Source organism: Hydrogenophaga laconesensis (assembly GCF_031457235.1).
Taxonomy (GTDB): domain Bacteria; phylum Pseudomonadota; class Gammaproteobacteria; order Burkholderiales; family Burkholderiaceae_C; genus Hydrogenophaga; species Hydrogenophaga laconesensis.
Map to the genome: position 1 here is coordinate 202355 of NZ_JAVDWE010000005.1, position 16044 is coordinate 218398.

Annotated in this window: 20 protein-coding genes and 1 riboswitch; of the genes, 19 read left to right on the top strand and 1 reads right to left on the bottom strand. The window is 66.1% G+C overall.

The window, feature by feature from the left end; genetic code table 11:
• Positions 1 to 19: 19 nt before the first annotated feature.
• From aspS to J2X09_RS11340, 19 genes are all read left to right on the top strand, one after another.
• The gene (gene aspS, locus J2X09_RS11250; RefSeq protein ID WP_204733512.1) at positions 20 to 1822 is read left to right on the top strand and encodes an aspartate--tRNA ligase; all 1803 of its coding nucleotides are present in this window, start codon (positions 20 to 22) and stop codon (positions 1820 to 1822) included.
• Between the two features lie 135 nt (positions 1823 to 1957).
• Positions 1958 to 2278: an ElaB/YgaM/YqjD family protein gene (locus tag J2X09_RS11255; protein ID WP_204733513.1), complete on the top strand. Its 321-nt coding sequence runs from the start codon at positions 1958 to 1960 to the stop codon at positions 2276 to 2278.
• Between the two features lie 17 nt (positions 2279 to 2295).
• Positions 2296 to 2682: a phage holin family protein gene (locus J2X09_RS11260; RefSeq protein ID WP_204733514.1), complete on the top strand. Its 387-nt coding sequence runs from the start codon at positions 2296 to 2298 to the stop codon at positions 2680 to 2682.
• Positions 2679 to 2981, top strand: coding sequence for a YqjK family protein (locus tag J2X09_RS11265; RefSeq protein WP_204733515.1), 303 nt, complete (start codon positions 2679 to 2681; stop codon positions 2979 to 2981). Before J2X09_RS11260 ends, J2X09_RS11265 begins: the two co-directional genes overlap by 4 nt.
• Positions 2982 to 2992: 11 nt before the next feature.
• Positions 2993 to 3487 (top strand): dihydroneopterin triphosphate diphosphatase, encoded by a 495-nt coding sequence (nudB, locus tag J2X09_RS11270; protein WP_204733516.1) that lies wholly within the window; start codon positions 2993 to 2995, stop codon positions 3485 to 3487.
• Positions 3484 to 4212, top strand: coding sequence for an endonuclease/exonuclease/phosphatase family protein (locus J2X09_RS11275; RefSeq protein WP_204733517.1), 729 nt, complete (start codon positions 3484 to 3486; stop codon positions 4210 to 4212). The genes nudB and J2X09_RS11275 overlap by 4 nt, the downstream gene beginning before the upstream one ends.
• A 44-nt stretch (positions 4213 to 4256) precedes the next feature.
• Positions 4257 to 5522 carry a cardiolipin synthase ClsB gene (clsB, locus tag J2X09_RS11280; protein WP_204733518.1) on the top strand — a complete coding sequence of 422 codons (1266 nt, stop codon included), beginning with the start codon at positions 4257 to 4259 and terminating at the stop codon, positions 5520 to 5522.
• Positions 5523 to 5526: 4 nt separating this feature from the next.
• Positions 5527 to 6546 (top strand): ligase-associated DNA damage response exonuclease, encoded by a 1020-nt coding sequence (locus J2X09_RS11285; protein ID WP_204733519.1) that lies wholly within the window; start codon positions 5527 to 5529, stop codon positions 6544 to 6546.
• The gene (locus J2X09_RS11290; protein WP_204733520.1) at positions 6543 to 8330 is read left to right on the top strand and encodes an ATP-dependent DNA ligase; all 1788 of its coding nucleotides are present in this window, start codon (positions 6543 to 6545) and stop codon (positions 8328 to 8330) included. Before J2X09_RS11285 ends, J2X09_RS11290 begins: the two co-directional genes overlap by 4 nt.
• Before the next feature lie 61 nt (positions 8331 to 8391).
• Positions 8392 to 9126, top strand: a complete 735-nt coding sequence (folE, locus tag J2X09_RS11295) for a GTP cyclohydrolase I (protein WP_204733521.1) — start codon at positions 8392 to 8394, stop codon at positions 9124 to 9126.
• Positions 9127 to 9134: 8 nt separating this feature from the next.
• Positions 9135 to 9560 (top strand): BLUF domain-containing protein, encoded by a 426-nt coding sequence (locus J2X09_RS11300; protein ID WP_204733522.1) that lies wholly within the window; start codon positions 9135 to 9137, stop codon positions 9558 to 9560.
• 134 nt (positions 9561 to 9694) lie between these two features.
• A complete protein-coding gene (locus tag J2X09_RS11305) occupies positions 9695 to 10576 on the top strand; it encodes an EamA family transporter (protein ID WP_204733523.1) in 882 nt (293 codons plus the stop codon).
• 7 nt (positions 10577 to 10583) lie between these two features.
• The gene (locus tag J2X09_RS11310) at positions 10584 to 11423 is read left to right on the top strand and encodes a DUF429 domain-containing protein (RefSeq protein WP_204733524.1); all 840 of its coding nucleotides are present in this window, start codon (positions 10584 to 10586) and stop codon (positions 11421 to 11423) included.
• A gap of 78 nt (positions 11424 to 11501) precedes the next feature.
• Positions 11502 to 11671: riboswitch (FMN riboswitch) on the top strand.
• A gap of 85 nt (positions 11672 to 11756) precedes the next feature.
• Entirely contained in the window at positions 11757 to 12269 is a 513-nt protein-coding gene (locus tag J2X09_RS11315) for a 6,7-dimethyl-8-ribityllumazine synthase (RefSeq protein ID WP_204733525.1), read from the top strand.
• Between the two features lie 13 nt (positions 12270 to 12282).
• On the top strand, positions 12283 to 13374 hold the full coding sequence (locus J2X09_RS11320) for an MBL fold metallo-hydrolase (RefSeq protein ID WP_310308264.1): 1092 nt from the start codon (positions 12283 to 12285) through the stop codon (positions 13372 to 13374).
• A 64-nt stretch (positions 13375 to 13438) separates the two neighbouring features.
• A complete protein-coding gene (locus J2X09_RS11325) occupies positions 13439 to 13852 on the top strand; it encodes a hypothetical protein (RefSeq protein WP_204733527.1) in 414 nt (137 codons plus the stop codon).
• Between the two features lie 8 nt (positions 13853 to 13860).
• Entirely contained in the window at positions 13861 to 14415 is a 555-nt protein-coding gene (locus J2X09_RS11330) for a preprotein translocase subunit YajC (RefSeq protein WP_204733528.1), read from the top strand.
• 109 nt (positions 14416 to 14524) lie between these two features.
• The gene (locus J2X09_RS11335) at positions 14525 to 14746 is read left to right on the top strand and encodes a hypothetical protein (RefSeq protein ID WP_204733529.1); all 222 of its coding nucleotides are present in this window, start codon (positions 14525 to 14527) and stop codon (positions 14744 to 14746) included.
• Positions 14743 to 15261: a thermonuclease family protein gene (locus tag J2X09_RS11340; RefSeq protein WP_204733530.1), complete on the top strand. Its 519-nt coding sequence runs from the start codon at positions 14743 to 14745 to the stop codon at positions 15259 to 15261. The genes J2X09_RS11335 and J2X09_RS11340 overlap by 4 nt, the downstream gene beginning before the upstream one ends.
• A gap of 9 nt (positions 15262 to 15270) precedes the next feature.
• Here the strand turns inward: J2X09_RS11340 and J2X09_RS11345 are convergent, their stop codons facing one another.
• Entirely contained in the window at positions 15271 to 16023 is a 753-nt protein-coding gene (locus J2X09_RS11345) for a HesA/MoeB/ThiF family protein (RefSeq protein WP_204733531.1), read from the bottom strand.
• Positions 16024 to 16044: the final 21 nt, after the last annotated feature.

The window sequence follows — 16044 nt, forward strand, 5'->3', positions numbered from 1 at the left end:
TGTTGAAAGAAGAGTGCAAATGGCGATGCGTACCCACTATTGCGGTCTGGTGACCGAAGCCCAGATGGGCCAAACCGTTCGGTTGTGCGGCTGGGTCAACCGCCGCCGCGACCACGGGGGTGTGATCTTCATCGACCTGCGCGACCGCGAAGGCTATGTGCAGGTCGTGTGTGACCCCGATCGCGCCGACATGTTCAAGACCGCCGAGGATGTGCGCAACGAGTTCTGCGTGCAGGTCACCGGCCTGGTGCGTGCTCGCCCTGCCGGCACGACCAACGACAAGCTCAAGAGCGGCCAGATTGAAGTGCTGTGCCATGAGCTCAAGGTGCTCAACCCTTCGGTCACGCCGCCGTTCCAGCTGGACGACGAGAACTTGTCGGAAACGACACGCCTCACCCACCGTGTGCTGGACCTGCGCCGCCCTTACATGCAGAACAACCTGATGCTGCGTTACCGCGTGGCCATGGAAGTCCGCAAGTTCCTCGACGCCAACGGCTTCATCGACATCGAAACCCCGATGCTGACCAAGAGCACGCCCGAGGGCGCGCGCGACTATCTCGTGCCCAGTCGCGTGCACGATGGCATGTTCTTCGCGCTACCGCAGTCGCCGCAGCTGTTCAAGCAGCTGTTGATGGTGGCCGGGTTCGACCGCTACTACCAGATCACCAAGTGCTTCCGCGACGAAGACCTGCGTGCCGACCGCCAGCCCGAATTCACGCAAATCGATATCGAAACCTCGTTCCTGACCGAGGAAGACATTCGCGACATGTTCCAGGGCATGATCAAGACGGTGTTCCAGAACACGCTCGGCGTCGATCTGGGCGAGTTCCCGATCATGGCCTACAGCGAAGCCATGCACCGCTTCGGCTCCGACAAGCCGGACCTGCGCGTCAAGCTCGAGTTCACCGAACTCACCGACGTGATGGCCGATGTCGACTTCAAGGTCTTTTCCGCCCCGGCGACCTCGAAAGGCGGACGTGTTGTCGCGCTTTGCGTGCGTGGCGGTGCCGACATGAGCCGCAGCGAGATCGATGCGTACACCGAGTTCGTGAAGATCTACGGCGCCAAGGGGCTGGCCTGGATCAAGGTCAACGATGCCGGTCAGGGCCGCGATGGCCTGCAGAGTCCGATCGTGAAGAACCTGCACGACAAGGCCGTTGGCGAGATCCTGTCCCGTACCGGTGCACAGAACGGCGACATCATCTTCTTCGGTGCCGACAAGGCCAAGATCGTCAACGATGCGATTGGTGCGCTGCGGCTGAAGATCGGCCACAGCGAACTGGGCAAGAAGAACGGCCTGTTCGAGGACCGCTGGGCACCGATGTGGGTGATCGACTTCCCCATGTTCGAGCATGACGAAGAGGCCGACCGCTGGACGGCGGTGCACCACCCGTTCACGGCGCCAAAGGATGGCCACGAAGACTGGATGGTGACCGCCCCCGAGAAGTGCATCGCCAAGGGCTACGACATGGTGCTCAATGGCTGGGAGATCGGTGGTGGCTCGGTGCGTATCCACACGGCCGCAGTGCAGCAGAAGGTGTTTGATGCCCTGAAGATCACGCCCGAAGAAGCCCAGCTCAAATTCGGCTTCCTGCTGGACGCTCTGCAGTACGGTGCACCGCCCCATGGTGGTCTCGCCTTCGGCCTGGACCGGATCGTCACGCTGATGACCGGAGCCGAGTCCATCCGCGATGTGATCGCCTTCCCCAAGACCCAGCGTGCCCAGTGCCTGCTGACCCAGGCACCCAGCCCCGTCGAGGAGAAGCAGCTTCGCGAACTGCACATCCGCCTGCGCAATGTGGACTTGTCGAAGTCGGCTTGAGGCGTCTGTAGGACTTCTCCGAAAGGGGCGCCGAATGGCGCCCTTTTTCTTGTATCAAAGCACTGATTGCTTTTATCTCCAGCCTATTTTCGTCATCCTGTTTGCTACCATGGGTTTTTTGAAAGGAGCTCTCTTATGGCAAGGATCCGTCAGAACACCGTGGCCGACAAGGAAAAACTCGTCGCAGACCTGCAGCGTGTGATTGCCGACGCCGAGGAGCTCATGCAGGCCACTGCCCACCAGACCGAAGGAAAGGTGGTGGAGTTGCGTGAGCGCATCAATGAAAACCTGCGCCAGGCGCGTCACAAGCTGTCGGACGCCGAGGACGCCATCAAGGAAAAGGCGCTTGAAGCCGCGCACGCTGCGGACGACTATGTGCACGAGCATCCCTGGCCTGCCATTGGCGCCGCTGCGGGCATCGGCTTGGTGGTTGGCCTTCTCATCAGCCGTCGCTGATTCAGGCGCTGATACCCATGAGCGGTCCTCAGCGCATGTCGTCCTCCCTGCGGGGCTTGGCTTCCACCGTGCTGGAACTGGTGCAGATCCGTCTGGAGCTGCTCAGTATCGAGGCCCAGGAAGAGGTGCTGCGCGTGGGCGCGCTGCTGGTGTATGGCGCGATCGCTGTCGCTTTCCTCAGCCTGGGGGTGGTTCTGCTGGCCCTCCTGATCACGGTGGCGCTGTGGGACACGCACCGGCTGCTTGCGCTCGGCGTGTTCACCGGCCTGTTCTTGGTCACGGGCGGGGTTGCCGCCTGGCTGGCGCGCGAACGCGTGCGCTCCGGGACCTACCTGTTCTCCGCCAGCGTGGAAGAGCTGAGGAAAGATCGTGATGGTCTGCGTGCCGCCAAGGAGGACGATTGAACCCGCGCGCGGTGCAACTGGCTCTGCGGCGTGAGCGGCTGGTGCAGCGCTCGGCGCAGTTGCGCCGCCGCGCCGTCTGGCACCTGCAGGACATGCAGCCGGCGCTCACCTGGATCGACAGATTGCAGGACGCCTGGATCTGGTTGCGTGGCAACCCGTTTGCGGCGGCCGCCGGTACTTTGCTGCTGTCGGCATGGCGCCCGCGCCGCGCGGCATCGCTGGGTATGCGACTGTGGTCGGCTTGGAAGTTCGTGCAGAGCGTGCGCGACCGGGGCTCCGTACCGCCCAGACACCGCTGAGCTAGCTCGCCGTGTCTGTCCTGAAGATCCCACAGTCGGTGCTGGTGGTGATCCATACCCCCGCGCTCGACGTACTGCTCATCGAAAGGGCCGACGCCCCCGGCTTCTGGCAATCGGTCACGGGATCGAAGGAGGCCGAAGACGAGCCGTTCGAAGCCGCCGCCGTGCGCGAAGTGTTCGAGGAGACGGGTATCGATGCCCGGGCGTCCGGCCATGTGCTGAGCGACTGGTCGCTTGAAAACGTGTACGAAATCTATCCGCAGTGGCTGCACCGGTACGCGCCTGGCGTGACGCACAACACCGAGCACCTCTTCGGCCTGTGCGTCCCCGCCGTGGCAACAGTGCGCCTCAGTCCCCGTGAACACCGCAACCAGGTGTGGTTGCCATGGGCAGAAGCTGCCGAACGCTGCTTCTCGCCTTCCAATGCCGAGGCGATCGCCTGGCTGCCGCGCCTCGGCGGCGTGCGCAAACCGGGAGCATCGCTTGGTGGCATCATTTGTCCATGAGCATCGTCAGGATCGCGACCTACAACATCCACAAGGGCGTGCAGGGCCTGGGCCCGGGGCGTCGGCTGGAGATCCACAACATCGCCCACGCGGTGGAGCAATTCGATGCCGATATCGTCTGCCTGCAGGAGGTGCGGCGCCACAACCGCAAGATGGAGAAGCACTTCACGCGCTGGCCGGAACTCGACCAGGCCGTCTACCTCTCGCCTGAGGGGTACGAATCCGTCTACCGCACGAATGCCGTCACACGCCACGGCGAGCATGGCAATGCGCTGTTGTCGCGCTGGCCGGTGATCGACATCAAGCATTCCGACGTGTCCGATCACCGTTTCGAGCAGCGCGGCCTGCTGCACGTGCAACTGCTGGTGGACGGGGTCGACGTGCACGTGATCGTTGTGCATCTGGGTCTGATCCATGCCAGCCGCGAGCGGCAGGTGCAGCGCCTGGGCCAGTACATCGCCTCCACGGTGCCGCCCACTGCGCCCCTGGTTGTGGCCGGTGATTTCAACGATTGGGGTGCTCAACTGCTGCGGCCCATGGCGGCGCTGGACCTGCGCACCTTCGAAGGCATCCGCCTGGCCACCTATCCATCGCGCCTGCCGCTGCTGCACCTGGATCGCATCTTCGCGCGCGGCCTGCGTCCGGTGTCTGCGCACGTGCCGCACGGCCGGGTCTGGTCACGCATGTCGGACCATCTTCCCCTGATTGCCGAGCTCGAACTGTGAGCGATGCCCCCCTTCGCCCGGCAGCGGCGGCTCGGCACCCGCCCATGCGAGGAGGACACCAGCTGCTGTTGCTGCAAGGCGGGGTGGAGTTCTTTCCTGCCCTGGTCGAGGCGATGGATGCGGCACGCATGGTCGTGCACCTGGAGACCTATATCTTCGAGTTCGCCGGCTCGGCCCTCTGTGTGGCGGAGGCCATGGAGCGTGCGGCCCGGCGCGGCGTGGTGGTGCGCCTGCTGATCGATGGGGTGGGCACGCCCTTGGTGCCCGAGGAGTGGCAGCGGCGTTTCGCCGAGGCGGGGGTGGTGATGCGCATCTATGCCCCGCTGGGCCGGCTCGGCCTGCTGGCGCCGCGCAACTGGCGGCGCCTGCACCGCAAGCTGTGCGTGGTCGACGGCGTGGTTGGCTTCTGCGGTGGCATCAACATCATCGACGACCAGCACGACGTGGCGCTGGGCCGGTTGAGTGCACCCCGGCTCGATTTCGCGTTGCGCGTGGCCGGCCCGCTGGTGGAGGACATGGCGGACACCATGGAGCAACTCTGGTGGCGCACGCTGGCCGCGCGGCGGGTGCGCCAGCGCGAGTTCAAGGCCGCATGGGATGCGCTTCGCGCCTCTCGCCCGGTGGGTGACTTCTCGCGTCTGTTGCAGAAGATCGAAGCGCTCGCGGAGTCGGGCGAGGCAGGGCACAACGATGGTCCTTACGGCGAGTCGTCTCCCGCACCGCTCGGGGTGGATGGGGCGCGGGCCACGCTGCTGTTGCGCGACAACGTGAGTCACCGGCACGACATCGAGCGCGCTTACCTCAAGGCGATCGGCGAGGCGCGCCAGGATGTGGTGATTGCCAACGCGTATTTCATCCCGGGTCGAAAGCTGCGCCGTGCGCTCACCCTGGCGGCCCAGCGGGGCGTGCGGGTGCAGCTGCTGCTGCAAGGCCGCTACGAACATTTCCTGCAGTACCGCGCCGCGCGCCCGGTCTACCAGCGTCTGGTGAATGCAGGCATCCAGATTCACGAGTACGCGCCGAGCGCGCTGCACGCCAAAGTGGCGGTCGTGGACCGGCGCTGGTCCACGGTGGGCTCGACCAATCTCGATCCTCTGTCGATGCTGCTGGCGCGCGAGGCCAATGTGATGACCAACGACCGGCGCTTCTCCGGTTTGCTGCACAGTCACCTTGACGGTCTGGTGCAGCACAGCGGGCAACTCCTCGATGCGGACGCGATCAGCCGGAGACCCTGGATACAGCGCCAGCTTGATCGCATGGCCTTTGCGATCATGCGGATCACCCTGTTCGTAACGGGCCACCGTTATTGATGCGATGGCGGGGGACCTGATCGTCCAGCGACCCGAGGGACTGTACTGCCCACCGGGCGACTTCTACATCGACCCCTGGCGCCGGGTGGACCGAGCTGTCATCACCCACGCGCATTCAGACCACGCGCGCACAGGCCACGCGCATTACCTTGCCACGGCGGTATCCGAGGGCCTGCTGCGCGCCCGCCTGGGCCCGGACATCACCTTCCAGGGCCTGGCCTATGGTGAGGCCATCGAACACCACGGCGTTCGCATCTCGTTGCATCCGGCGGGGCATGTGCTGGGCTCGGCGCAGGTGCGGCTGGAACACCAGGGTCGCGTGTGGGTGGCCAGTGGTGACTACCGCACCACACCCGCTGGTGCCACGCCAGACCGCACCAGTGCACCTTTCGAACCGGTGCGTTGCGACGTCTTCATCACCGAATCGACGTTCGGCCTGCCGATCTACCGCTGGCGTCCCGATGCAGAACTCTTTGGCGAGATCAACCGCTGGTGGCATGACAACGCCGGAACCGGTCGTGCCAGCGTACTCAGCTGCTACAGCCTGGGCAAGGCGCAGCGCATCCTGGCCGGCGTGGATGCGTCCATCGGTCCCATCGTGTGCCACGGGGCGGTCGAGCCGCTGAACCGCGCGTACCGAGCCGCCGGAGTCCCGCTGCCCGAGACGCGGGCGGTGGGCGAGGTCACGGATCCCGCGAGCCTGCGCCGAGCGCTGGTGCTGTGTCCGGGATCGGCGCTCGGCACACCCTGGATGCGGCGCTTTGGTGACCTGTCCGACGCCTTCGCCAGCGGCTGGATGCAGGTGCGCGGATGGCGCCGCCGGGGTGGTCACGACCGCGGTTTCGTGCTCAGCGACCATGCCGACTGGCCAGGCTTGCTCAGTGCGATCGGCGCGACCTGCGCCGATCGCATCATCGTCACGCACGGCAGTGTGCCGGTGCTGGTGCGCTACCTGCAGGAGCAGGGGCTGCAGGCCGAAAGTTTCGACACCGAATACGGCGATGAGGCCGAGGCGGGCGCATGAAACGCTTCGCGGCGCTGTACGACGAGCTTGACGCGACGACGGCCACCAACGCCAAGGTGGCCGCGCTGCGGCGCTACCTTGCCGAGGCGGACGACGCGGACGCCGCCTGGGCGGTGTACTTCCTTTCCGGTGGCAAGCCGCGCCAGCTCATCCGCACCGCGCAACTGCGCGCGCAGGCCATCGCGTCTTCGGGTCTGCCGGAGTGGTTGTTCGATGCGAGCTATCAGGCCGTGGGCGATCTGGCCGAAACCATCGCGCTCGTGCTGCCCCTGCCGCAGGACAGCACCGGCATGCAGACCCGCTTGAGCATCTGGATGGAGGAACGTCTGCTGCCCCTGCGTGGCCAGAGCGACGAAGCCATTGCCCAGTCCCTGGGTGCCTGGTGGCGGGAGCTCGATGCCACAGGGCGCTTTCTTCTGGTGAAGCTGGTGGGCGGCGGCTTTCGCGTGGGCGTGAGCAAGCTGCTGGTGCAGCGGGCCCTGGCTGCGCACGCCGGGCTGGACGCGAAGCTGGTCGCGGCACGCATGATGGGCTTTACCGACGGCAAACGGTCACCCACCGCAGCCGCGTACCGGGCGCTTGTCGCCCCGGCCGATGCCTTGGTCGCCGGGCAGGACAGCCGCGATCCGAGTCAGCCCTACCCATTCTTCCTCGCCAGTCCTCTGGGCGCGGATGCCGTTGACGAAGTGGCTGCCCTGGGCCCCGCGCGCAACTGGCTGGCGGAGTGGAAGTTCGATGGCATCCGTGGGCAGATCGTCAAGCGGGCCGGGCAGGTGTGGGTGTGGTCGCGTGGCGAGGAGCTGATGAGCGACCGCTTTCCCGAACTGCAGGCCCTGGCGCAGCGCTGGCCGGACGGCACCGTGCTGGATGGTGAGATTCTGGTGTGGGACGACGGCACCGGCGCCGCGCGGCTGCCAGGCAGTGAGCGCCCGGGTGGCCCCGCGCCGTTCGCGCTGCTCCAGCAGCGCATCGGCCGCAAGACCCTGGGCCCGAAGGTGCTGGCTGCCGCACCGGTGAGTTTCATGGCCTACGACCTGCTCGAAGTGGGCCATGAAGACCAGCGTCAGGCGCCGCAGCATGAACGCCGCGCCCGGCTGGAAGCCCTTGCAGCGTCCCTGAATCAGACGCCGGGACCGCGTCTGTGGCTCTCGCCTCAGCTGGCCGGTGACGACTGGCCCATGCTCGCGGGCCGGCGCGCCGAGGCCCGTACGCTGGGTGTGGAGGGCCTCATGCTCAAACACCGGGACAGCGCCTACGGCACGGGCCGGCAGAAGCGCGGTGGGGTGGACGCCCCCCTGGCCTGGTGGAAATGGAAGATCGACCCGCTGTCCATCGACGGCGTGCTGATCTATGCCCAGGCGGGCCACGGCCGCCGCGCCTCGGTGTACACCGACTACACCTTTGCGGTGTGGAACCGGCCACCGGCCGACGCCGCCGAGGCCGATGCGGTGGTCGAGGCCATCGCGCAGCGCCGTCCGGCAGACCCCGACGGCCTTCAGCTTGTTGCTTTCACCAAGGCGTATTCCGGCCTCACCGACGAAGAGTTCAAGGCCGTGGATGCGGTGATCCGCCAGAACACACTGGAGAAGTTCGGACCGGTGCGCAGCGTGCGGCCCACCCTGGTGTTCGAGCTGGCTTTCGAGGGCATTGCCCGCAGCACGCGCCACAAGAGCGGCGTGGCACTGCGCTTTCCGCGCATGCAGCGCATCCGCCACGACAAGCCGCTGCACGAGGCCAACACCCTTCAGGACCTGGAACAACTGCTGGTGGGCGACACCCGCTGAGGCGCCCGGCCCAAAGTCCCCAGGCCCGGGGCTCCCGGGAGGTCCGGTGTTAGCATGCCCCATGCTGACGAAAACCGCATCCGACATGACCTCCGCAGCCCCCCCTGACGACGATCACGGCGTGCCCGTGTCGGTCAAGATCCGCGAACGCGTGAAGGCCGCGCGCCAGCGCTTCCACTCCAATGACAACATCGCTGAGTTCATCCAGCCGGGCGAGCTGGAGAAGCTGCTCGACGAAGTCGCGGAAAAGATGCAGGGCGTGCTCGACGCGATGGTCATCGACACCGAGAACGATCACAACACCGCCGACACGGCGCGCCGTGTGGCCAAGATGTACATCAAGGAAGTGTTCAACGGCCGCTACGTCAAAGGCCCGAGCGTCACCGAGTTCCCGAACGCCGAACACCTGAACGAGCTGATGATCGTTGGCCCGATCACCGTGCGCAGCGCCTGCAGCCACCACTTCTGCCCGGTCATCGGCAAGATCTGGATCGGTGTCATGCCCAATGAACACACCAACGTGATCGGCCTGTCCAAGTACGCACGACTGGCCGAATGGATCATGGGCCGCCCGCAGATCCAGGAAGAAGCCGTGGTGCAACTGGCCGACCTGATCCAGGAGAAGACCCAGCCCGACGGCCTCGCGCTGGTGATGGAGGCCAGCCACTACTGCATGGCCTGGCGTGGCGTGAAGGACATGAACAGCAAGATGATCAACTCGGTCATGCGCGGCGTGTTCCTCAAGGACCCCAACCTGCGCCGCGAATTCCTCTCGCTCATCCCCCGTCAACCCTGAGGCTTCACATGCTCGTACGTCTGCTCTACGTCAGCCGCGCTGTCGACAAGGACTGTGCCAAAGCCATCGACTCCATCCTGGACACCTCGCGCGCGCACAACCTGGGCAACGGCATCACCGGTGTGCTGTGCTACGGTGGTGGCGTGTTCCTGCAGGCCATCGAGGGCGGGCGCAACGCGGTGAACGACCTCTACAACCACATCGTGGCCGACCCGCGCCACACCGACGTGGTGCTGCTGCACTACGAAGAGATCACCGAGCGTCGCTTTGGTGGCTGGACCATGGGGCAGGTCAACCTCTCCAGGCTCAACACCTCCATTGTGCTGAAGTACTCCGAGCGCCCCGAGTTCGATCCCTACGGGGTGTCGGGCCGCGTGTCGCTGGCCTTGCTGGAAGAGCTGATGGCGACCGCCAACATCATCGGCAGGGCTTGAGGAGCAGCCCCCTGCACCGCTGCGCGGCTTCCCCCCGCTCTGGCGAGCCTTCAGCGCCGGGAAGGTTGACAGCGCCTTGGGCTGGCAGAGCCGGACCCTCGCTGCTCCCCGGGCCAGGCTTCTTTTGACGCCGCATGTCTCTTACCGCATTCTGTCTCGTCGTGCTGGCAGGCCTGATCCACGCCTGCTGGAACATTGCGGCGAAGAAGGCCGCCGGCGACGCGCGTTTCGTTTTCTTCACTGGCATCCTTTTGATGCTGGTCTGGGCGCCTCTGGGTTGGTGGCTTGGGCTCGACGAGGTGCCACGCTGGGGTGCCATCGAGTGGGGCCTCGTGGTCGCCAGTGGTGTATTGCACGTCTTCTACTTCGTTGTCCTGTTGCGCGGGTACCGCAAGGCCGATCTCACTGTGGTGTATCCGCTGGCCCGCGGCTCCGGCCCCTTGCTGTCATCGCTTTTCGCGATCGTTTTCCTGGGTGAACAGATCTCCGCATTGGGTGCATTCGGCATCGCGGGGGTGGTCGGTGGTGTGTTTCTGATCGCGGGTGGCCCTGGCTTGCTGCGTGCCGCGCACGACCCTGTGGCACGCAAGCGTGTGCACAAGGGCATGTTCTATGGCCTTCTTACCGGTGTGTTCATTGCAGGCTACACGGTGGTGGACGGTTACGCCGTCAAGTTCCTCGTGATGTCACCCATCCTGGTCGACTACATGGGCAACTTTGTGCGCCTTGCGCTGCTCGCGCCCAGCGTGCTGCGCGACCTGCCCACGGCCCGGCAACTCTGGCGGGTGCAATGGCGCTACGCGTTGCTGGTGGCGGTGGTCAGCCCCGTGGCATACGTGCTGGTGCTTTATGCCATGCGCGAAGCGCCGTTGTCGCATGTCGCGCCGGCGCGCGAGGTGTCCATGCTGTTCGCCGCCCTGATCGGTGGGCATCTGCTGGGCGAGGGTGACCGTGTGGCGCGCATCTTCGGTGCCATTTGCATCGCCGCGGGCGTGACTGCGCTGGGACTGGGTTGAGGCTGCCATGAGCGAGCCCTGGCAACTCCTGGGTTGCGACTTCACCAGTGCGCCGACCCGACGAAAACCTATCACGCTCGCGGTCGGTCGTGCCGACCGGGGGCGCGTGGTGCTGGAGGCGGTGGAGCGTTTCGAGTCGCTGGATGGCTGGAGTCAGCGCCTGGCTGCGCCGGGGCGCTGGGTGGGTGGTTTTGACCTGCCGTTCGGCCTGCCGCGCGAGCTGGTCACCCAGCTGGGCTGGCCCACCGATTGGGCGGACTGCATGGCGCACTATGCGGAGCTGAATCGCGAGTCCATCCGTGCATCGTTCTCGGCTTTCTGCGACGCGCGGCCTGTGGGCGGCAAGTTCGCGCACCGGGCCACGGATGGGCCGGCTGGCTCCAGCCCGAGCATGAAATGGGTCAATCCGCCCGTGGCGTTCATGCTGCATGCAGGCGTGCCACGCTTGATCGCTGCGGGCGTCACGCTGCCGGGCCTCTGCGAAGGCGACGGCGGCCGAGTCGCACTGGAGGCCTATCCCGGCCTGCTCGCGCGCAGCGTGCTGGGCAGTGCGTCGTACAAGGCCGACGATCGGGCAAAGCAGACACCGGAGCGCCTGATCGCGCGCAAGACCCTCATCAACGCGCTGGAGAGCGGTCAGGCACCGTTGCTGCAGGCCGTGGGCCTGCGGCTTCGCCTGAGCCATGCCCAGCGGGATGCGCTGGCTGACGACCCCAGTGGTGACAGTCTGGACGCGGTGTTGTGCCTGCTGCAGGCGGCCTGGGCGGAACAGCAGCACCGCAGTGGGCACCCCCGCTGGGGCTTGCCGGCGTTCGACCCGCTCGAAGGCTGGATCGTCACGGCCTGAAAGCGCCTCCAACCCGCGCGACAGCACGGGAATGCCACCATGCCTAGAATCTCCTCCGTTCGACCCAGTGTCGGACACAAGCGTTCTCAGGGCGGGGTGGAACTCCCCACCGGCGGTGATGGCGGCGTGGCGACACGACCGAACGAGTGCCGCGAGCGCCCAGGCGCCGGCCCGTTCGGTGCATGGGGTCAGCAGACCCGGTGAGATCCCGGGACCGACGGTCACAGTCCGGATGAAAGAGAGCGCGAGCGTCGTGCCCCCTGCGCGTGTGCACAGGGGAGGCGCGTGCGCTTGTGCGCCCTGATTTGTCGGCCCCTCCTTTTTGAGGACACCATGAATCAGACCGAGTCTTCCCACCACCTTCACCTGCCCGCTGGCCTGCGCTTCGCGTTCGTCGAAGCCTCCTGGCACGCCGACATCGTGCATCAGGCACGCGACGCCTTCTTCGCCGAAATGGCGCAAGGCGGCTTCGGTGCCGATGCCATCGACGTGTTCGATGTGCCCGGTGCCTTCGAGATCCCGCTGCACGCGCAGCGCCTGGCCCGCTCCGGCCGCTACGCCGCCGTGGTTGGCAGTGCGCTCGTGGTCGACGGCGGTATCTACCGCCACGATTTCGTCTCTCAGACAGTCGTACAGGCCCTCATGGACGTGCAACTGGATACCGGCGTGCCGATGATCTCGGCGGTGCTCACGCCGCACCACTTCCATGAGCATGCAGAACACCGCAAGTACTTCCTGCGCCACTTCGCCGTCAAGGGCACCGAGGCGGCTCAGGCGTGCCTGCAGACGGTCGCGGGCCTGCGCCGGCTCGATGCGTTGCTGAGCCCTGCCAGCACGACCGCCTGAACGGATGCGACACATGCCCGTGCCGCATTTATCGAGAACCCTTGGACTGTTGCTGGCCGTGGCGGGCCTGTGCGCGGGCTGCGCCGTCGGCGCTGGCAACAGCGAACAGCGGGCGTCGCCTCAGCTGGGCGATGACGGCCGGTTCCGCAATACGCCCGACCCGAACACCCGCCCCAGCATGGGCTCCTGGAAAATCTGGAGCCGCTTCCTGTTCGAAACCCAGGCAGACGCGGTGCCGCGCGACCCCGTTCCGGTTCGCCGTCTGGACCGCGCGATGCTCGAGGCGCTCGACCCGGCGGCGAACCACATCGTGCGCCTCGGGCACTCATCGCACCTGCTCAAGCTGAAGGGTCGCTACTGGCTGATCGACCCTATGTTCAGTGAGCGCGCGTCGCCGGTGCAGTGGTTCGGACCGAAGCGCTTCCACGCGACACCGTTGTCGCTGGAGGAGCTCCCACCCATCGAGGGGGTGATCCTCTCTCACGACCATTACGATCACCTGGACGAGGGCACCATCGTGTACCTGCGCGAACGCGTGCAGCGCTACTTCGTGCCACTGGGCCTGCGTGCCCGGCTGCAGGCGATGGGTGTGGACCCTCAGCGCGTCGAGGAATTCGACTGGTGGCAGCGCACGACCCACGCCAGCGTGCAACTCACCGCCACGCCAGCGCACCATTTCTCGGGCCGCACGCTCTGGGACCGCAACAGCACGCTGTGGACGTCGTGGCTCATCCAGAGCGGTGACGAGCGCATCTATTTCAGTGGCGATACCGGTTACTTCACCGGCTTCAAGACCATAGGCGAGCGACTGGGTCCGATCGATATCGCGCTGCTGGAAAACGGTGCCTACGACAGCTACTGGCCGTCGTCGCACAAGTCGCCCGAAGAGACCGTGCAGGCGTTCAAGGACCTGGGGGCCCGGCAGTTCTACCTGGTGCACAACAGCACGTTCAACCTGGGTTTCCACAGCTGGCGCGATCCGATGGACCGCGTGGCCGACATCGCAGAGCGCGAAGGATTGCCGCTGGCCACGCCAGAGATCGGCGAGGTGCTCACGCTGGGACAGCCGCGGCAGAACCGGCGCTGGTGGACCGATCTGCGCTGAGCGCACTGCTTTCCCACCGGCGTGCAAGCAGGTAAGCTGTCCTTGGTTTTTCAGGAGGACCTGCATGTACCCTTGGCTCTTTCTGTGGGCGCCGCAACTGCAGCTGCCCTTCAGCGGTGATGTGGCGCAGCGCATAGAACCCCGAACCCAGTGGTTTTTCGATGGCATCGACACGGCGTCCGGTGACCCGGTCATCGAGCGCAAAGCCTTCGAGGCAGCCACCTATGGACGCCAGCTAGGGTTGATCACCGAGCTGCTGCTCGACATGGCCGCGCAAACGCCGCCGCGCGGCAAGGCCGGGCGGGAAGCCCGCCAGCGGCTGCAGGAGATCCAGACCGAAATCGAGCGCATCAAGACGGCAGACGCCGCGGCGCAGGTGCGGATGGTGGAGGCCGGCTTGCGGCGACTCAAGACACGCCACAAGGCAGAGTACGACGCTTTGCGCGACCGCCTGCGGTTGGCTTTGGCCGAGCCCTGACCCAGGCCATGAGGCTCGCTGACATGGGCACGTTGCCCCTCACCCTGCTGGCTTCCCTGGTGGTCGCCATCGTGTTGCTGGTGATTCGCGTCTTCGTGATGCAGCGCGTCCAGCAACGGCGCCAGCGCGAGAACCGCCAGGAGACCGAGCGCCTGAAATCGCTGGTCGCGGCGTACCGCGCCCTGGCGGGGTCGTTCTCTCCCGCCACCGTGGAGAACGCATCCCAGATGGAGGAGACGCTGGCCGAAGTGGTGTTGTTCGGTTCCTTGGCCCAGGTGGAGCTGGCCGCCACTTGTGCCACTGCACTCAAGCGCGGCGAATCGCCAGATTTCCAGCCGCTGATCGAAGAGTTGCGGTCCGATCTGCGCCGACAGCTGGGCCTGGACCCGATTCCCGCGAGCTTCGTGCTGCCCGCGTCCGGACCTGGGTCACCGCCACGCGGCCGGGGAGATGGCGAAGGGCGAGGTGGCGCTGGCGCGCGGGGCGGTGGAGGAGGCGGGGGCGGTGCCGCGGCGGGTGGACTGGGGGCGGGCCTGGTGGCAGGGGAAGCACTGAACAGTTGAGGCTGAACCACGGGTATCCTTGCTTGGTGCATCATCGGCATCGCGCTGCACCGCTGACATTCGGGCCAGGCGGGTGGAGCGCGCACACAACCATTCGAGGGAATTTCCAATGAACGCAGCCAAACTGGTCGGTATCGTGCTCATCGTCGGCGGGGTGCTCGGCCTCGTCTACGGCAGCTTCAGTTACACCAAGAACACGGAGGCCGTGAAGCTGGGGCCGCTGGAGTTGTCGGTGAAGGAAAAGGAAACCGTGAACGTGCCGGTGTGGGCCGGTGTCGGCGCCATCGTGATCGGCGCGGCACTTCTCGTGCTGGGCGGCAAGAAGGGTTGACGCGCCGGCTCCTCTGCCCCGTTCTGTCGCTGTTGTGGGCCTGTTCGGCAGCGCTCCCGGCCATTGCGACCACCAACGCCTCGTCCGAGGTCTATGTTGCGAGGGTCAGCCGTGTGTTCGATGGCGACACGGTGTGGGTACAACCCTTGGATGGTGGGCGCTACCGCAAGCTGCGCATTGACGGCATCGATGCCCCCGAAATCTGCCAGGCGGGTGGCACGGCCTCGCGTGATGCGCTGGCCGGGCGGGTGATGGACCAGATGGTGACCGTCAGTGTGCGCCAGCACGACGACTATGGTCGCGGGCTCGCAAAGTTGACACACCAGGGCGCCGACGTGGCCGCCTGGATGGTGTTGCAGGGACATGCCTGGTCGTACCGCTGGCGCCGCAGCCTGGGGCCGTACCGCGAGCAGGAAGAAATGGCTCGCCGCGCCAGCAAAGGCCTGTTCGCAGACGGCACTGCCGAGTTGCCGCGGGCGTTCCGCCAGCGCCACGGCCCTTGCATGCTGCCCTGAGGCGTCAGGTCAGTGCGGCTGGCCGCACACCGTGCATTGCGGGTTCTGCCGCAGCGCGATGGGGGTGAACGCCAGATCGCGCCCATCGATCATCAACAGCTGACCCGTGATGCGCGAGCCCAGCCCGGTGAGCACCTTGAGTGCCTCGGACGCCTGCATCGTGCCCACGACGCCTACCAGTGGCGCGAACACACCCATGGTCGCGCACAAGGCTTCCTCCACCCCGGCTTCTTCGGGGAACACACAGGCATAGCAGGGGCTGCCCGGCGTACGCGCATCGAACACGCTGAGCTGGCCATCCATGCGGATCGCCGCACCCGAGACCAGAGGCTTGCGGTGGGCCACGCAGGCCCGATTGATGGCATGGCGAGTGGCGAAGTTGTCGGTGCAGTCGAGCACCACGTCCGCCTGCGACACCAGCTCGTCTAGCAGTTCCGCGTCGGCACGCCGGGTGACGGTGGTGACGCGCACGTCGGGGTTGATGGCGGCGATGGCCTCGCGCGCCGACTCGGCCTTGGGATGGCCTACGCGCGCGAGGTTGTGGGCGATCTGTCGTTGCAGGTTGGTCTGATCGACGGTGTCGTGATCCACCAGCGTGATGTGGCCGACGCCCGCGCTGCCCAGGTACAACGCCACCGGTGAACCCAGGCCACCTGCGCCAATCACCAATGCGTGAGAGGCCAGCAACGCTTCCTGGCCTTCGACACCCAGTTCGTTGAGCAGGATGTGGCGCGAATAGCGGAGGAGCTGGGCGTCGTCCAAGTGTCTCGCCGCGGGCGGTGC